The organism is Caldalkalibacillus uzonensis, from assembly GCF_030814135.1.
Taxonomy (GTDB): domain Bacteria; phylum Bacillota; class Bacilli; order Caldalkalibacillales; family Caldalkalibacillaceae; genus Caldalkalibacillus; species Caldalkalibacillus uzonensis.
In genome coordinates this window covers 106,870-121,972 of record NZ_JAUSUQ010000008.1, presented here as the reverse complement: position 1 = coordinate 121,972, position 15,103 = coordinate 106,870, and the positions used below count along the sequence as shown (strand labels likewise).

Here is a 15,103-nt window from a genome sequence, read left to right as displayed (position 1 = left end):
TTAGATTAATGACGGACGGACATAAACACCCACGCCTTCAGGTGCGTAGGCAGTCAAGTGGGCACCTGTTCCCTTCACAGCGACCCAGCCCAGCCCAGAAAAGACAATGTCGACAGGTTCCTCTCCGATACTAAACTGGTGGGGCTCTAGCTCTTTCCATTCTTGGAGTGATTTCTTTCCTGGCGGCGTTAACATCTCACCCAAATGTTGGACATACAGCTGATCCGCCTTTTCCAGCTTGGTGCGGTGCACCAGCAGCTCATTGGACATATAGCAGACAAAGGATTGCCGCTCTCCAGCATTGAAATCAAGACGGGCCAGTCCACCGAAAAATAACGTTTGTGCCGAATGAAGCTGATAAATTTTCGGTTTAACCGGTTTGGTGGGCAAGATCACTTTCAATTCTTCATGAGATATATAATGGGCCATTTGATGCTCATTAATCACTCCGGGGGTATCATACAAGGCCTGCCCGTCATCGAGGGGAATTTTGATCATATCCAATGTGGTGCCCGGAAATCTGGATGTGGTCAACAGCGGGGCTGTTTCCTCCGCTCCAGCATGTTTTAACATCTGATTAATGATAGTGGACTTGCCCACATTTGTGGCACCAACCACATACACATCCCCTCCCTGGCGATGCTTTTCAATTGCTTCCATCAATGTCTTAATTCCTGTTCCCTTTTCTCCACTGCAGAAAACCACATCGACAGGTTTGAGCCCCCCCTGTTTGGCCTGGAGCCGGACCCACTGTTCGATCCGTCCCCAATTGACGTGAGGAAATAAATCGGTTTTATTGGCCACAAGCAACACGGGGTTAAAGTTAACGAAACGCATCAGCCCAGGCAGCCAACTGCCATTAAAATCAAACAGATCAACGATCTTCACCACCAAGGTTTTCGTTTCGCCGATCCGGTGCAGAATTTGCAGGAAGTCATTTTTGTCCATGGGTACAGGGGTAAGGTCATTATAGTGCTTAATGCGAAAGCAGCGCTTGCATATCACTTGTTCCCGTTCCATAGCCGAAGCGGGAACATAGCCTGGCTGTTCAGGATTCTCACTCTGCAGTTTGACCCCGCATCCCGTACAGAATACAGCCATACGCTTACCTCCTTTGTTCTTCTTCCCAGGCCAGCATCCCTTTTTTCCTCATCCAGTAAAAAGCGATTCGTTCGATGCCTCTGTTAAAGCGCGTAAAAAAACCGTCTGTCTCAGCAACAGGGACAACCAGAATCGTATATAAGCCCAGGCGATTACCACCCAGCACATCGGTCAGCAATTGGTCGCCGATCACCACCACTTCCCGGGAGGATAAATTCATCATTTGCTGCGCACGCTTAAATGCAAAACGGAACGGTTTTCTCGCTCTATGTATAAACGGGATGCTTAAAGGCTGACAAAAGTGCCGCACCCTGTCTTCATTATTGTTTGAGACCACCACAATTTTAAAGCCCATATGCTCCACCCTTTTTAGCCAGTCAGCCAGCTCAGGTGTGGCACTGGGACGATCCCATTCAATCAGTGTATTATCCAAATCGGTAATGATACCTTTTACACCTCGCTCCTTTAAGGCGTCAAGGTCAATATCATACACCGAGGGGACATATAAATCCGGGAGTAACTTGTAAAGCACCAAACTTCACCTCCAGTCTGTCCATCATATCATATTGTAACAAAATATTGGACCGTGCTCGCTTCTTTTTCTTCTCTAGTCAGCAAAAAAAGCATCCCATACAGGATGCTAAGGTAAAGGCAGTTCATAAATACGTATATACTCCCGGGGTTTAAACGGCTCGATCACCGGCTCAATATACAGCTGGGGGTTTTGCTCAGGATCCACTTGCTGAATTTCAATATCGAAGTTGTCATTATCATCCGTTGGCTGCAATGGGGATTGATGGAACCGGTTAATTGTTTGATCAGCATACCACGCCGAGGATAAAAGCAGTATGAAAATGCCCAGTGCAATTCCTGCTTTTGTCCACATATCATATCCACACTCCTTTTTCTTATCATGGATGAAAAAGGAGCAGTTTATACATATTCAACATTTGTCACAATTTTGTTCACAAATTTTTCACAATCTGTTTGCCCCCTGTCTTTCTTCATATTTAATAGATCTTGAATACGGGGTGTGAAAAACCGTTAAATGACACACCATATGGTGCAAGGGCTTTAATTTTACGTTATAATTTAAAAGGATTTTATACAGGACATCCATCGGAGTGAAAAAAGGAGGTATTCTGTTTGACATTATTACATATTATCATTCTGGCACCGTTTATCCTGGCTATTCTAGTTCCTTTTCTATATAAGACTTTCCGCAATATTCATACCGGATGGTTTGTTCTACCCTTACCCATACTTTCGTTTACCTATCTCCTTCAATTTATTTCTAATGTATCAGGTAGACAACCTGTCACTGCAACCGTTCCTTGGATCCCTGCACTGGATATTCACTTTACCGTATATGTCGACGGCTTAGGGCTGTTATTTGCCTTGTTGATCACAGGCATCGGGGCCTTGGTTGTTTTGTACTCCATTTATTACTTATCTAAAAAAACAGAGGCTTTAAATAACTTCTATGTCTATCTGTTGATGTTTATGGGCGCCATGCTTGGTGTGGTCCTTTCCGATAATTTAATGGTCCTGTATGTGTTTTGGGAATTAACCAGTTTGGCTTCCGCCCTGTTGATTGCCTACTGGTTCCATCGGGAGAAATCCCTGTACGGTGCCCTGAAGTCAACCCTGATTACAGTAAGCGGCGGTTTTGCCATGCTGGCCGGCTTCATTCTGCTCTATGTGATCACCGGTACATTCAGTATTCGTGAACTGATTGGACAAGCTGATGTTGTCGCTGAACATACTTTGTTTTTACCAGCGATGCTGCTGATTCTCGTAGGTGCTTTTACCAAGTCAGCGCAATTTCCGTTCCATATCTGGCTGCCAGATGCCATGGAAGCACCGACACCTGTCAGTGCTTATCTGCATTCAGCTACGATGGTCAAAGCCGGAATTTACCTTGTAGCACGTTTGACGCCTGTTTTTGCCGGTGGGGCAGAGTGGTTCTGGCTTGTCTCCGGATTCGGAATTGTGACCCTTTTTTGGGGCTCATTCTCAGCTGTGAAACAAACCGATTTAAAATCGATTCTTGCCTTTTCAACAGTGAGCCAGCTGGGCCTGATTATGTGTCTTTTGGGGTTGGGGTCGGCCGCCATGTATTACGGTTATGGTGATGAATCACTGATTTATACTAAAGCAGTGCTGGCCGCAATGTTTCATTTGATTAACCATGCCACCTTTAAAGGGTGCCTGTTTATGGTTGTCGGCATAGTGGATCATGAAACAGGCACAAGGGATATCCGTAAATTAGGCGGGCTGATGACGTTGATGCCCATTACGTTTACACTGGCCGTCATTGGTGGTTTCTCAATGGCCGGACTGCCGCCGTTTAACGGCTTTTTAAGCAAAGAGATGTTTTTCACCGGTGTGCTCTTGGCCACCAAATTGGATATCTTCAATGCAGAGACTTGGGGCTATCTCTTCCCTGTTTTAGGCTGGATTGCCAGTGTGTTTACCTTTGTTTACTGTATGATTCTGGTCTTTAAAACATTCACCGGGAAATACCAGCCTGAGAAACTGGACAAAAAACCGCACGAGGCACCCATGGGCATGCTGGTGCCGCCTATTATTCTGGCCTCGCTTGTTGTTGTCTTTGGCTTTTTCCCCAATATTTTGTCCTATACTATCCTGGAGCCGACAATGGCTTCCATCTTGCCTGCGTTAGTCGGCCCCAATGAACACTTTATCGTTCATATTACTTTCTGGCACGGTTTTTCAACTGAATTGTTCATGACCATGGGGGTTGTCGGGCTGGGCACCTTGTTGTTTGTGGGGCTAAACCGTTGGACAGGGGTTTACGGTTTGTTCCCGCAAAGATTGGCCCTGAATCACTTATATGATCAAAGTCATATCGGACTGGAAAGATTCTCTTCCCGCGTAACCCGCTTGCATATGACTGGGTTTATCCGCGATTATCTTGCCTATATATTTGCCTTTTTTATTGTGATATTGTTAAGCGCCCTGGTGCTTTTGAATGCCTTTAATCTTGAGTTCGTACACTCTGCTCCCATTAGTTTTTACGAGCTGATTTTAAGTGTGGTGATGGTCATTGCGGCCTGTGCCATTCCTTTAGCTAAAACTCGTTTAATGGCCATCATTGCAGCGGGGGTTGTCGGTTATACATTGGCTCTCTTTTTCGTTATATTCCGCGCACCGGATCTGGCGCTGACCCAGCTGATTGTTGAAACTGTATCAGTCACCTTGTTCCTGCTCAGTTTTTACCATTTGCCTGAACTAAAACAAGAAATGTCCAAAGTCCGTTTCAAATTAACCAACTTGCTCATCGCTTTAGGCGTGGGGCTGACAGTCACACTAATTGCCTTTTCCGCCCATTCAACCCGTTATTTTGAATCCATATCCCAATATTTTCTGGAAGCCAGTTATAAAGAAGCAGGAGGCAAAAATGTGGTCAACGTCATCCTGGTTGACTTCCGTGGATTTGATACCCTGTTGGAGATCCTGGTCCTTGGTATCGCTTCGCTTGGCATTTTTGCTCTGATTAAGCTGCGCAAGCCTAGGGGGAATGAAAGTTGAGGTTTAATGATGTGATTTTACAAACCGTGACCAAAGCGGTGGCCTTTATCATTTTGACGTTCTCCATTTATATCTTTTTTGCCGGACACCATGACCCTGGTGGAGGCTTTATAGGCGGATTGATGACGGCCTCCGCCCTTGTCCTCCTGTACATTGCCTTTGATATGGACACAATGAATAAAGCTATCCCCCTTGATTTTAAAATGGTTACCGCTGTTGGTTTACTGACGGCCGTGTTAACAGGTGTGGGCTCATTTTTCTTCGGTGTTCCCTTTTTAAGCCATACATTTGGCTATTTTGATCTGCCTGTTCTGGGTGAAACAGAGCTGGCAACAGCCGTCCTGTTTGATATTGGTGTCTACCTTACCGTCGTAGGGGTCACCATGACCATTATTCTGACAATCGGAGAGGATGAGGGATAATGGAAATCCTGATGTCAATTGTTGTCGGTGTCCTCTTTACGGTGGGCACATACCTGGTTTTGACCAAAAGTTTGCTGCGGATCATCTTGGGAACAGCTGTCTTAAGCCACGGTGTCCATTTGCTGTTATTAACCATGGCCGGTTTGAAGACGGGTGCGCCTCCGTTGTTGGGGGAACAGGCTGGATCCTATACGGATCCTCTTCCACAAGCCCTGATCCTGACCGCCATTGTGATCAGTTTTGGTGTGACGGCCTTTTTCTTTGTCCTGGCCTACAGAAGCTACCAGCAATTAGGAACTGACGATATGGAAAAACTAAGGGGAAATGACGATGAATAATGTAGTGATTTTACCTGTCGTTATACCGCTTATCACAGGGATTGTACTCATTCTGGCCAAAAAAAATCTGAATTTGCAGCGCTCGTTAAGCGTGCTCTCTTTTGCCGCATTAATAGTTGCCGCTGGAAGGCTCGTTCATTTGGCGGCAACTGAGGGCATCCAAACCTTATATCTTGGCAGCTGGGTACCGCCATTTGGCATTGTATTGGTGGCTGACATGTTTGCCTCTTTGCTGGTCCTGACTGCGGGAATCGTTAGCCTGGCCTGTCTGTTGTATTCATTCAGCGCCATTGACAAGGACCGGGAATCCTACTTTTATTATCCACTCGTGCAGTTTATCGTAGCAGGTGTATGCGGCTCTTTTTTGACCGGTGATATTTTCAACCTGTTCGTTTTCTTTGAAGTGATGCTGATTGCTTCCTACGCTTTGATTTCTCTAGGTGGAGAGAAGCGCCAGCTGCGTGAATCACTGAAGTACGTCCTGGTCAACATTATCTCTTCCGTTATGTTTGTCATGGCAGTGGCTTACCTGTATGCCACACTGGGAACTTTAAACATGGCTGATTTATCGCTCAGAGTGGCTGCAGTAGGACAAGAAGGCATTGTGACCGTTATAGCCATCTTATTCATGATTGTTTTCAGTTTGAAATCAGCTTTGTTTCTCTATTACTGGCTGCCCGGTTCCTACAGTGCTCCCCCTGCACCCATTGCGGCTCTTTTTGGGGGACTGTTAACCAAAGTGGGGATCTATGCTTTGTTCCGCTCCTTTACACTGATTTTTTATCATCAGCCTGAAGTGACACATCAACTGCTGGCCTGGCTGGCCGGACTAACCATGGTGCTGGGTGTCCTTGGGGCTGTGGCACACTGGGATGTAAGAAAAATTCTGGCCTATAACATTGTGGTCGCCGTGGGCTTTATTGTATTTGGACTGGCCGTATCATCCTCTACCGCCCTATCCGGTGCCATCTATTATCTGCTTCATGACATGATCATCAAAGCGCTTCTCTTCCTGTTGGGGGGTTCCATGATTGCCGTGGCAGGTACCGGTCAATTGCGCAAAATGGGCGGTTTGATCAAGCGTTATCCGGTTCTAGGCTGGATGTTTTTCATTGGTGCTCTTGCTCTGGCAGGCATTCCTCCTTTAAGCGGCTTTATCGGGAAACTGTTGCTGATTCAGGGAGGCCTGGAGCAAGGTTTGTATTGGCTGGTAGCTGTCAGTCTGGGGACAAGCTTGCTGGTTTTGTATTCCATGCTGAAAATCTTTATGAACGGTTTCTGGGGAGAAGAAAAGAATCATCAAGCCCAAGGGAATGGCTCTATCACCCGTCACCTTGTTCCCTGTGGCTTTCTGGTTGCCCTGGCCGTTGGGCTGGGACTGGGGGCGGAATGGGTAATTCCTTACATTCAGATTGCAACCGAAACATTGCTTAACCCCGAGTTATATATTCAGGCCGTGCTAAAGGAGTAGATGGATCATGCCTTTTCAAATTTTGCTTAACCTTATCCTGGCCCTTATCTGGGTTTTGTTAAATAACAGTTGGGATTTGGTCACATTTTCCATTGGTTATGTGCTTGGGTTTCTACTCATCTTTGCCTTAAGACGGTTTCTGCCCTATTCGTTCTATGGCCAGAAAATTGTGGCCGTTGTCAAGCTGCTGCTGCTGTTCTTAAAAGAGCTTATCCTCTCTAGCATTAGTGTCATCAAGCAAATCATAAAACCTGATCTGGATATTCGTCCCGGGATCTTTGCCTTTGAAACACAATTAAAATCTGACTGGGAAATTACAACTTTGGCCTGTTTGATTTCGCTGACACCGGGAACATTAACCGTCAGCGTCACCCCGGACAAAAGTATATTATACATTCACGCCATAGATATTCCTGACGCCGAACAAACCATTGCCCAAATTAAGGACTCCTTTGAGCAGGCCATTATGGAGGTGAGCAGATAACATGTTTGCTTATCTCCTCATGACTGCCCTCATGATCATCGCAGCTTCAATTCTTATATCACTTTACCGTGTGATTAGAGGCCCGTCCATGCCCGACCGCATCATTGCTGTCGACACCATTGGCATCAACATTATCGGCATGGTGGCTATTATCTCCATGATGCTGGAAACACAGGCATTCCTGGAAATTATTTTGTTGATCGGCATATTGGCCTTTATTGGTACAATTTCCTATGCCAAGTTTTTAGAAAGAGGGGTTGTCATTGAGCGTCGTCGAGATCAGTAAAGGAATTGTCGGTTTGCTTTTGCTTTTGGGTGCGGTTTTAAGTTTATTAAGTGCCATTGGCATGATTAGACTTCCTGATGTATACACACGTTCTCATGCTGCCACCAAAAGTTCCACTCTTGGTGTCCTGTGTATTTTGACCGGGGCTTTCCTCTATTTTTGGTGGGTCAAAGGCATCTTTAGTGCAGGGCTCTTACTCGGTATTGTTTTCGTCTTTGTTACGGCACCAGTGGCCGGCCATCTGATTTGCCGGGCCGCCTATCACATTCAAGTTCCATTATGGGAAAAATCAGTGCAAGATGATCTTAAGCAATACTACACTCAAAATCAGGAGCTGCATTCAAACAAATAACAGCCAATTGAATTCTCCAAATGAAACCAAACAACGAGTGATTACGTGCCCTTTTACACCCGGGCACGTTTTTTCATTTAACGAACAACACACCAGCTTCAGACAACAGATTAGACTCTTTCACAGTGACTCAAAATCACTGATGGATTGAACCTCCTTGTTACTTTTCAGCATATTGTATAACAGCAAAAAAATTGGTGTAAGGAAACTTTTTAAATATTTAAAAGTTTGGTTGAGGGGGAGTGATCATGCTTGAAGTATGTGCGGCCATTATCGGCTTGCTTTTGGTTATAATCACGAATAAATTGAAAAAGAAAATAAGGGACAGATAATGATTGACAATGAGAGGCATTTCACTTAAGATAATACCAAAGATTAGCAATGTTGATTATTTGAATAGCTTGTGTCATCACTCTTATCAAGAGAGGCGGAGGGACTGGCCCAATGAAGCCCGGCAACCGCCAGCTTAGGCTGGAAAGGTGCCAATTCCTGCGAAGATGGTTCCATCTTCGAGAGATAAGAGGAAGGATGCTTGTAAGTATATGCACCCCCTTCCTCAAGAAGGGGGTTTTTCATTTATCGTGTTTGTAGTGAACTTGAGAATAGGTTCTGTTGAGCAGAAGACCTTAATGGCAAACGAAAGGGGAATATGTTGATGCTGCGGATCGGATTGTTGGGATTAGGTACAGTGGGTAGCGGTGTCTATGAAGCCATTTCCACCGAAAAAGAAAGGCTGACACGGCTGCTGGGTGATGAGGTAGAAGTAGTCAGCATTCTTATCAAAAACAGCCGTAAGGAACGTCCTCATGTCCCCCGGGAACTGCTGGTGACAGATTTTAAGTCATTTGTCGCCTGTAAACCTGATGTGGTATTTGAGGCCATTGTGGGGGTGGATCCCGCTTACTTTTATGTCTCTTACCTATTAGAAAACAGCATTCCTGTCATCTCGGCCAACAAGGAGCTGATTGCCAAACGGGGACATCGCTTGGAACAGATCGCCAGGCAAGCCGGGACCTACCTCAGTTATGAGGCCAGTGTGGCCGGCGGCATTCCCATTTTGTCTGCTTTGAAAACTTCTTTGCTGTTTAATCAAATCTCACAACTCCAAGGTATCCTTAATGGAACAACCAACTATATCCTGACCAAGATGAGTCAGGAAGGGAAGCCTTTCAGTGACGTTTTGCATGAGGCACAAGCATTAGGGTATGCCGAAGCTGACCCCACCGCAGACATTGAGGGATGGGATGCTTTATATAAGCTGCAAATTTTAGCCTATTATGTTACGGGAACTTGGGAGTACAGTGCCACTTTAACATGCCGGGGCATTACCGGAGTTGAACCCTGGCATATGGAAGTGGCCGGGCAATTGGGCTTGACCCTGAAGCTGGCTGCGCTTCTGACAAAAACGGCACGAGGGGTTGAAGGTCGGGTTGAACCTGTCTTTTTACCTGCTGAACATCCGTTGTCCCAAGTGAATGGGGTAACAAATGCCATCATGGTCACGGGTGATTTGGTGGGCCAGTTGGTCTTCCAAGGACCTGGAGCAGGCAAGAAGCCAACAGCGAGTGCCATGCTTGAAGACTTAGTCTTCTGTCACCGCCAGTTTAAAGCCGGATATGTTCCATCCAATAATGTCTCTCTGATCCCTTTCGAGGAAAATGATGCACAGCAAAGTAACAGAGCCGATGAGAATCAGCCCTCCCTGCACAATACAAGCGATTACATTATCGCTTTTTGGCGGCAGTCGAAAGGACAGCAGGGGCTGGAGAGATTGATCAAAAACTGTCAAGGAGAATGGCTGTACTGTGAAGAAACAGAGCAGCTTGGCACAGGGCTTTTAAAACTGAATCCCAACTGGCGGGAAGCGATCAGTCTCTGTCAAGAAGCAACCCTTTACCCGGTTCTCATCAATGAAGATGATTGGCAGTCCTCTACCCTTAGCAGCAGGCTTAGAAGTGCACTGCGGTATGTAGGCAGCCATCCTGCTTATGCCTAGCACTTACAACTGCTGCCTCTTCCCATCAACCACGTATTTTATAATAAAAGTGACAAATACTAACGTTGACTGACCTCTTTGTAGAAAGTGAGGAGACATAGATGAAGTTTCTTAAACGAGGGATGCTGTTATGCACAGTGCTTACTTTTTTGTTGGTGGGTGGGTGCGGACCAGCCGATGAGGCACCACCGGACGACGACATGACCGAAGAGGAAACAGCACCAGATGAGGCTGACGCCCAATTAATTGCTGAAGGGGAAGCCGTGGTACAAAAAAACTGTATTTCCTGCCATGGTGAGAATCTTGAAGGCGGCATGGGCCCTGCCTTACATGGATTGTCCGCAAAGTACACCCCTGATCAACTGCATGACATTTTGGTCAACGGGATAGGGGCCATGCCCGGTGGAACGGCCGGTGGACAAGAAGAAGCTGTCATCGCTTATCTGCTTACCTTGGACTAGCTTCCCGTCAAGCAGCTGGTCCTCTGAACCGGGCAAGAAGCGGCAAAGCCTGAAGTGCTTTTTAAGTGCACTTCAGGCTTTGCCATATCCGCTCCCTCTCCTGGGCAGTGTGTTTGCCAGGAAGGTCCACCACTGGCGGTTGTCATCAATTTGTCACACTTTACTTTATTGACTGACCCGTCAGTCAGAATTTATACTGTTATCGTGACTTTTTATTCTTACTTTTATCGCGCCCAGCAGCGAACATAAGGGGAGGTTAAAGGAAGATGTGGAAAACCTGTTTATTGCCACTTGTCATTTTGCTTGTCATTGTTTTGAGCGGCTGCAATACGACAGCACCAGAAGAGCCAGCGGCCGAAGAGCGTTATCCTGTTGATGTTCTGACCGTTACCGAAGGCACTGTGGAACAAACGGTCACCATTTCGGGCACGGTGATGGCCAGCGAGCAAGCTGCTGTATTTCCATCCCTGCCCGGGGAGGTGAAAAAAGTGCACGTCAACAATGGGGATCTTGTTGAAGCAGGACAGCTTCTGGTTGAATTGGCCTCCCAGGATATAGAACTAAGCGTGGAACAAGCCCAGGCTGGCCTTCAAGCGGCTGAAGCCCAGCTGGCCAGTGCCAAAGCGATGAGAGAGCAAGGAATCCGTCAGGCTGAACAACAGTTGGCACAAGCCCGGCGATCCTATGAACTGGCCCAGTCTGATCAAAGTGAGAATCTTAGTTTGGATATTGATGAAGAGAATGAGCTGACTGAAGCTTTGCGCCCCCTCTTGGAAATGAACACAGCCCAACGGGAAATGGAGATCCAGCAGGCTGAAATGGCAGTCAAAGCAGCTGAGCTGGCCCTGGAGCAAGCCAAAGGAACTGAATCGGTTCAGGCTGCCGAAGCTGCTGTCCATCAAGCAGAGATAGGCGTGAAAATGGCTGAGCAGCAACGGCAACAGTTGCGTATTATCGCACCAATCAGCGGCCAAGTGACCGATCTCGCCGTATTTGTGGGACAAACGGTTTCACCCCAGATGGCACTTATGAACGTTGTGGATGTGTCACAGCCATTTATACGGGCCACAGTGAGTGAAGCTCAGCTGAAGTGGGTGCAGGTGGGACAAGAAGTGGATATTACCGTTAATGCGGCGGGAAGCCGCTCAGTCGGACAGATTAGATATATCAGCCCGATTCCCGGCCAGCAATCCCGCTCCTACCCCCTTGAGGTGGAATGGGAGGAGATTCCAGAGGGAATAGTCCCTGGCATGATTGCTCAAATCGAACTTGATTTGGCGGAGGATAAAGCCCGGCTCCTGGTTCCCATAGATGCCGTTCTTCGCCAAAACGATACTTATTATGTCTATGTCGTGGAAGACGGTGTAGCCAAGCAACGGGCTATTACACCCGGTGAGGAGACAGCCCAATGGATCGTTGTACAATCCGGGTTGGAAGAAGGTGAGCAGATCGTCATTCAGGGACAATTCAGCCTGTATGATGGCGCACAAGTGAACATACGTAAGGAGCGTACAATCGATGAAGCTGACTAATATATCTGTCCAACGCCCGGTGGGCGTTGTGATCATTGTCCTGGCCGTCATGATTCTTGGAGCCATATCCTTAACCAACCTGGCTATTGATCTTCTGCCAGACATTAACCTGCCTGTAGCAGTGGTGATGACGTCCTATTCCGGTGCTGCCCCTCAAGAAGTAGAATCTCTTGTCACCCGCCCCCTTGAGGGAGGCTTGAGCACTGTGGAGGGACTAGACAGCATTCAATCCCTGTCTGTACCCAACCAGTCGGTCATTATCTTAATTTACGATTTTGGCACCAATATGGATCAAGCTATGCTGGAGATCCGGGACAGACTGGATTTGGTGCGGCAAGCCTTGCCCGACGGGGCCGATGATCCGGCACTGTTCCGCTTCGATCCCAATGCCTTTCCCATTATGCAATTAAGTTTATCCGGTACCGTTGCTGAAGATCAACTGACCCATCTGGCTGAGCAAACCGTGATTCCCCGTCTCGAACGCCTGCCCGGCGTGGCACAGGTCAGTCTCATCGGGCAAACACCCCGGGAAATTCATGTGGAAGTTGCTCCCCAGCGCTTGGCCGCCTATCAATTAAGTATGATGAACATTGTCCAGTTGCTGGGGGCAGATAACATCAGCACTTCAGCTGGCACACTGCCCCGGGGACAGCAGGAGATGTCCCTCCGGGTGACAGGGGAACTTAAGGATAGTGAGGATGTGCGCCAACTCCCCATTCCTTTGCCCACAGGAGAGAGCATCAAGCTGGGTGATGTGGCTGAAGTTAAAGATACCCTGGCGCCCTCCCAATCATATGCCTTTGTCAATGGCGAACCAACACTTAGTTTAAATATTACCAAACAATCGGATGCCAACACAGTGGCTGTGGCCAGGGCGGTCAGCAGGGAGTTAGAAGCCCTAGAGGCAGAGTTGCCCTCCTTTGTCCAAGTGAACACTATTATGGACACCTCCCAGTTTATCCAGGAGTCAATCAACAACGTGGCGCGTAACATGGTGCTGGGCGGGAGTATGGCCATCCTGATTTTGTTGGTCTTTCTGCGCAGTATCCGCAGTACAGTGGTTATCGCTGCTTCTATTCCCATTGCCCTTATTTCCGCCTTCACCCTGATTTACTTTTCAGGTCAAACCCTGAATATCTTGACCATGGGCGGTTTAGCCTTAGGGATTGGGTTGATGGTGGACAGCTCTATAGTCATTTTGGAAAACATCTACAAATACCGGGAACGGGGCTATCGTCCTGTGGAAGCAGCCAAGCAGGGGGCCAAAGAGATTGGCAGCGCAGTGATTGCCTCCACTTTAACCAGTGTGGTTGTCTTTTTGCCGATTGTATTTACCACCGGTTTGGCAGCGGAAATCTTTTTCCCATTGGCCATTACTGTTGCTTTTACTCTCTTGGCTTCTCTCATTGTGGCTTTAACACTGGTGCCTATGCTGGCCAGCCGGCTGATGCCCAAACAAAACAGGGCTGAAACTAAAGGCTTCTGCTCCCGCTTAGGTGACAGATTGGGCCAAGCCATTGACAAAACGGCTGCCATTTATCGGCAAGCCTTGCACTGGGCCATCCACCATCGCAAAACGGTGCTTATAGCCACAGTGCTGCTGCTGGGAGGAAGCCTGGCCCTGGTTCCATTTATTGGTGTCGAATTTTTACCCGCCATGGATCAGGGTGAAATCTTGGTGGAAGTGGAATTGCCCGTGGGCACCAGCCTGGAACACACAGCAGCTGTACTGGCTGAACTGGAGCAGCAGGTTTTAGGGCTTGATGAAGCCGAACTGGTTTTTACCACAGTAGGCCAAGACAATATGAACATGGGTTCAAGCTCTGCCGCACACAGCGGCAGCATGTATATCCGCCTGCTTCCAGCCAATCAGCGGGAAATGGCGACGTCAGAAGTGATGGAGCACCTTCGTCACTTGGCCCAGTCCATCCCCGACGCTGAAGTGACGGTCACTGGTCTGGACAGTACTGGGATGGATGAAGCGCCCGTCCAAATTGAGATCACTGGCCACGATCTGGATACTTTGGCCGATCTGGCGCAAGAAGTGAGCGCAGCCATTTCCAGCGTGCCTGGTATTACCAATGTCACCTCATCGTTGGAAGATACCCGTCCAGAATTGCAAGTAATCATAGACCGGGATCTGACCAGCCAGTATGGCTTAAGCCAAAGTGAGGTGATGCAGACCATCCGCCTTGCCTTTCAGGGACAAGTAGCTACAGTGATCCGCCAAGCCGGGGAAGAAATTAACGTCCGGGTCTTGCTGCCTGAAGATAACAGGCAATCTGTTGACGATCTGTCCCGGTTGACTTTGTTAACTCCCCTGGGAGACAGCATTACCCTGAGTTCCATTGCCCGCTTTGAACAGGTGGAAGGACCGCCCGTCATCTCCCGCCAAAATCAACAGCGGGGGGTGGCCGTCAGTGCCGAACTCACCTCTGAACGGGATTTGGGCAGTGTCATTGAAGATATTCGCAACCAGTTGGAAGATGTCACCTTCCCTGACGGTTACCAATATGAGCTTGGCGGTCAGTATGAACAGATGCTCGATGCCTTTGGCGACTTGACCCTGGCTTTATGGCTAGCTATCTTTCTGGTCTATGCGGTGATGGCCGTCCAATTTGAAAAACTGATGTATCCGTTTATTATTATGTTCAGTCTGCCGGCCACCTGCATAGGTGTTATTGTGGGCCTGGCCTTGACCGGCCACCCGTTAAGCACCCCGGCTTTTATTGGTCTGATAATGCTGGCCGGAATTGTGGTTAACAATGCCATTGTTCTGGTGGATTACATTAACACCTTGCGCCAGCGGGGGTTGACCAGGGAGGAGGCTGTCTTAACAGCTGGCCAAGAGCGGCTGCGTCCCATCTTGATGACCATGCTGACCACTGTGCTGGCCATGACCCCCTTGGCCATCGGCTTAGGCGAGGGAGCAGAATTACAGGCCCCTTTGGCCACTGTCATCGTGTTTGGCTTATCGTTTGCCACATTGATTACCTTGTTTTTAGTTCCGGTCATGTACATTTATATGGATCGTCTCACCAACTGGTTTAAAAGCCTTCTACAGCGTGGAACTCAACCCATTGATGAACTCAGTTAGAAAAACAG

General features: G+C 47.8%; 14 protein-coding genes and 1 riboswitch. Of the genes, 11 read left to right on the top strand and 3 right to left on the bottom strand.

Going from position 1 to position 15,103, the window contains the following annotated elements:
- The 3 genes from yqeH to J2S00_RS11675 form a co-directional block, all read right to left on the bottom strand.
- Positions 1–1,101: a ribosome biogenesis GTPase YqeH gene (yqeH, locus tag J2S00_RS11685; protein WP_307339788.1), complete on the bottom strand. Its 1,101-nt coding sequence runs from the start codon at positions 1,099–1,101 to the stop codon at positions 1–3.
- A 4-nt stretch (positions 1,102–1,105) separates the two neighbouring features.
- On the bottom strand, positions 1,106–1,633 hold the full coding sequence (locus J2S00_RS11680) for a YqeG family HAD IIIA-type phosphatase (protein ID WP_307339786.1): 528 nt from the start codon (positions 1,631–1,633) through the stop codon (positions 1,106–1,108).
- A gap of 108 nt (positions 1,634–1,741) precedes the next feature.
- Entirely contained in the window at positions 1,742–1,987 is a 246-nt protein-coding gene (locus J2S00_RS11675) for a hypothetical protein (protein ID WP_307339783.1), read from the bottom strand.
- Positions 1,988–2,247: 260 nt separating this feature from the next.
- Here J2S00_RS11675 and J2S00_RS11670 point away from each other — a divergent pair, with 260 nt between their 5' ends.
- The 11 genes from J2S00_RS11670 to J2S00_RS11620 all read left to right on the top strand — a co-directional run bounded on the left by J2S00_RS11670 (position 2,248) and on the right by J2S00_RS11620 (position 15,095).
- Entirely contained in the window at positions 2,248–4,656 is a 2,409-nt protein-coding gene (locus tag J2S00_RS11670) for a Na+/H+ antiporter subunit A (protein ID WP_307339780.1), read from the top strand.
- Positions 4,653–5,078, top strand: a complete 426-nt coding sequence (locus J2S00_RS11665; protein WP_307339777.1) for a Na(+)/H(+) antiporter subunit B — start codon at positions 4,653–4,655, stop codon at positions 5,076–5,078. The genes J2S00_RS11670 and J2S00_RS11665 overlap by 4 nt, the downstream gene beginning before the upstream one ends.
- Positions 5,078–5,416: a Na(+)/H(+) antiporter subunit C gene (locus tag J2S00_RS11660; RefSeq protein WP_307339772.1), complete on the top strand. Its 339-nt coding sequence runs from the start codon at positions 5,078–5,080 to the stop codon at positions 5,414–5,416. The genes J2S00_RS11665 and J2S00_RS11660 overlap by 1 nt, the downstream gene beginning before the upstream one ends.
- Positions 5,409–6,887, top strand: coding sequence for a Na+/H+ antiporter subunit D (locus J2S00_RS11655; RefSeq protein WP_307339769.1), 1,479 nt, complete (start codon positions 5,409–5,411; stop codon positions 6,885–6,887). Before J2S00_RS11660 ends, J2S00_RS11655 begins: the two co-directional genes overlap by 8 nt.
- Positions 6,888–6,894: 7 nt before the next feature.
- Complete coding sequence (locus J2S00_RS11650; RefSeq protein ID WP_307339766.1) at positions 6,895–7,371, top strand: Na+/H+ antiporter subunit E; 477 nt, start codon at positions 6,895–6,897, stop codon at positions 7,369–7,371.
- A 1-nt stretch (position 7,372) separates the two neighbouring features.
- Entirely contained in the window at positions 7,373–7,657 is a 285-nt protein-coding gene (locus J2S00_RS11645; RefSeq protein ID WP_307339763.1) for a Na(+)/H(+) antiporter subunit F1, read from the top strand.
- The gene (mnhG, locus tag J2S00_RS11640) at positions 7,635–8,009 is read left to right on the top strand and encodes a monovalent cation/H(+) antiporter subunit G (protein WP_307339761.1); all 375 of its coding nucleotides are present in this window, start codon (positions 7,635–7,637) and stop codon (positions 8,007–8,009) included. The genes J2S00_RS11645 and mnhG overlap by 23 nt, the downstream gene beginning before the upstream one ends.
- 412 nt (positions 8,010–8,421) lie before the next feature.
- Positions 8,422–8,532, top strand: a riboswitch (SAM riboswitch).
- A 132-nt stretch (positions 8,533–8,664) separates the two neighbouring features.
- Positions 8,665–10,005, top strand: coding sequence for a homoserine dehydrogenase (locus tag J2S00_RS11635; RefSeq protein WP_307339757.1), 1,341 nt, complete (start codon positions 8,665–8,667; stop codon positions 10,003–10,005).
- 101 nt (positions 10,006–10,106) lie between these two features.
- Entirely contained in the window at positions 10,107–10,466 is a 360-nt protein-coding gene (locus tag J2S00_RS11630) for a c-type cytochrome (protein WP_307339756.1), read from the top strand.
- Positions 10,467–10,732: 266 nt separating this feature from the next.
- Entirely contained in the window at positions 10,733–11,998 is a 1,266-nt protein-coding gene (locus J2S00_RS11625) for an efflux RND transporter periplasmic adaptor subunit (RefSeq protein ID WP_307339753.1), read from the top strand.
- Positions 11,985–15,095 carry an efflux RND transporter permease subunit gene (locus tag J2S00_RS11620; protein ID WP_307339750.1) on the top strand — a complete coding sequence of 1,037 codons (3,111 nt, stop codon included), beginning with the start codon at positions 11,985–11,987 and terminating at the stop codon, positions 15,093–15,095. Before J2S00_RS11625 ends, J2S00_RS11620 begins: the two co-directional genes overlap by 14 nt.
- Positions 15,096–15,103 lie beyond the last annotated feature (8 nt).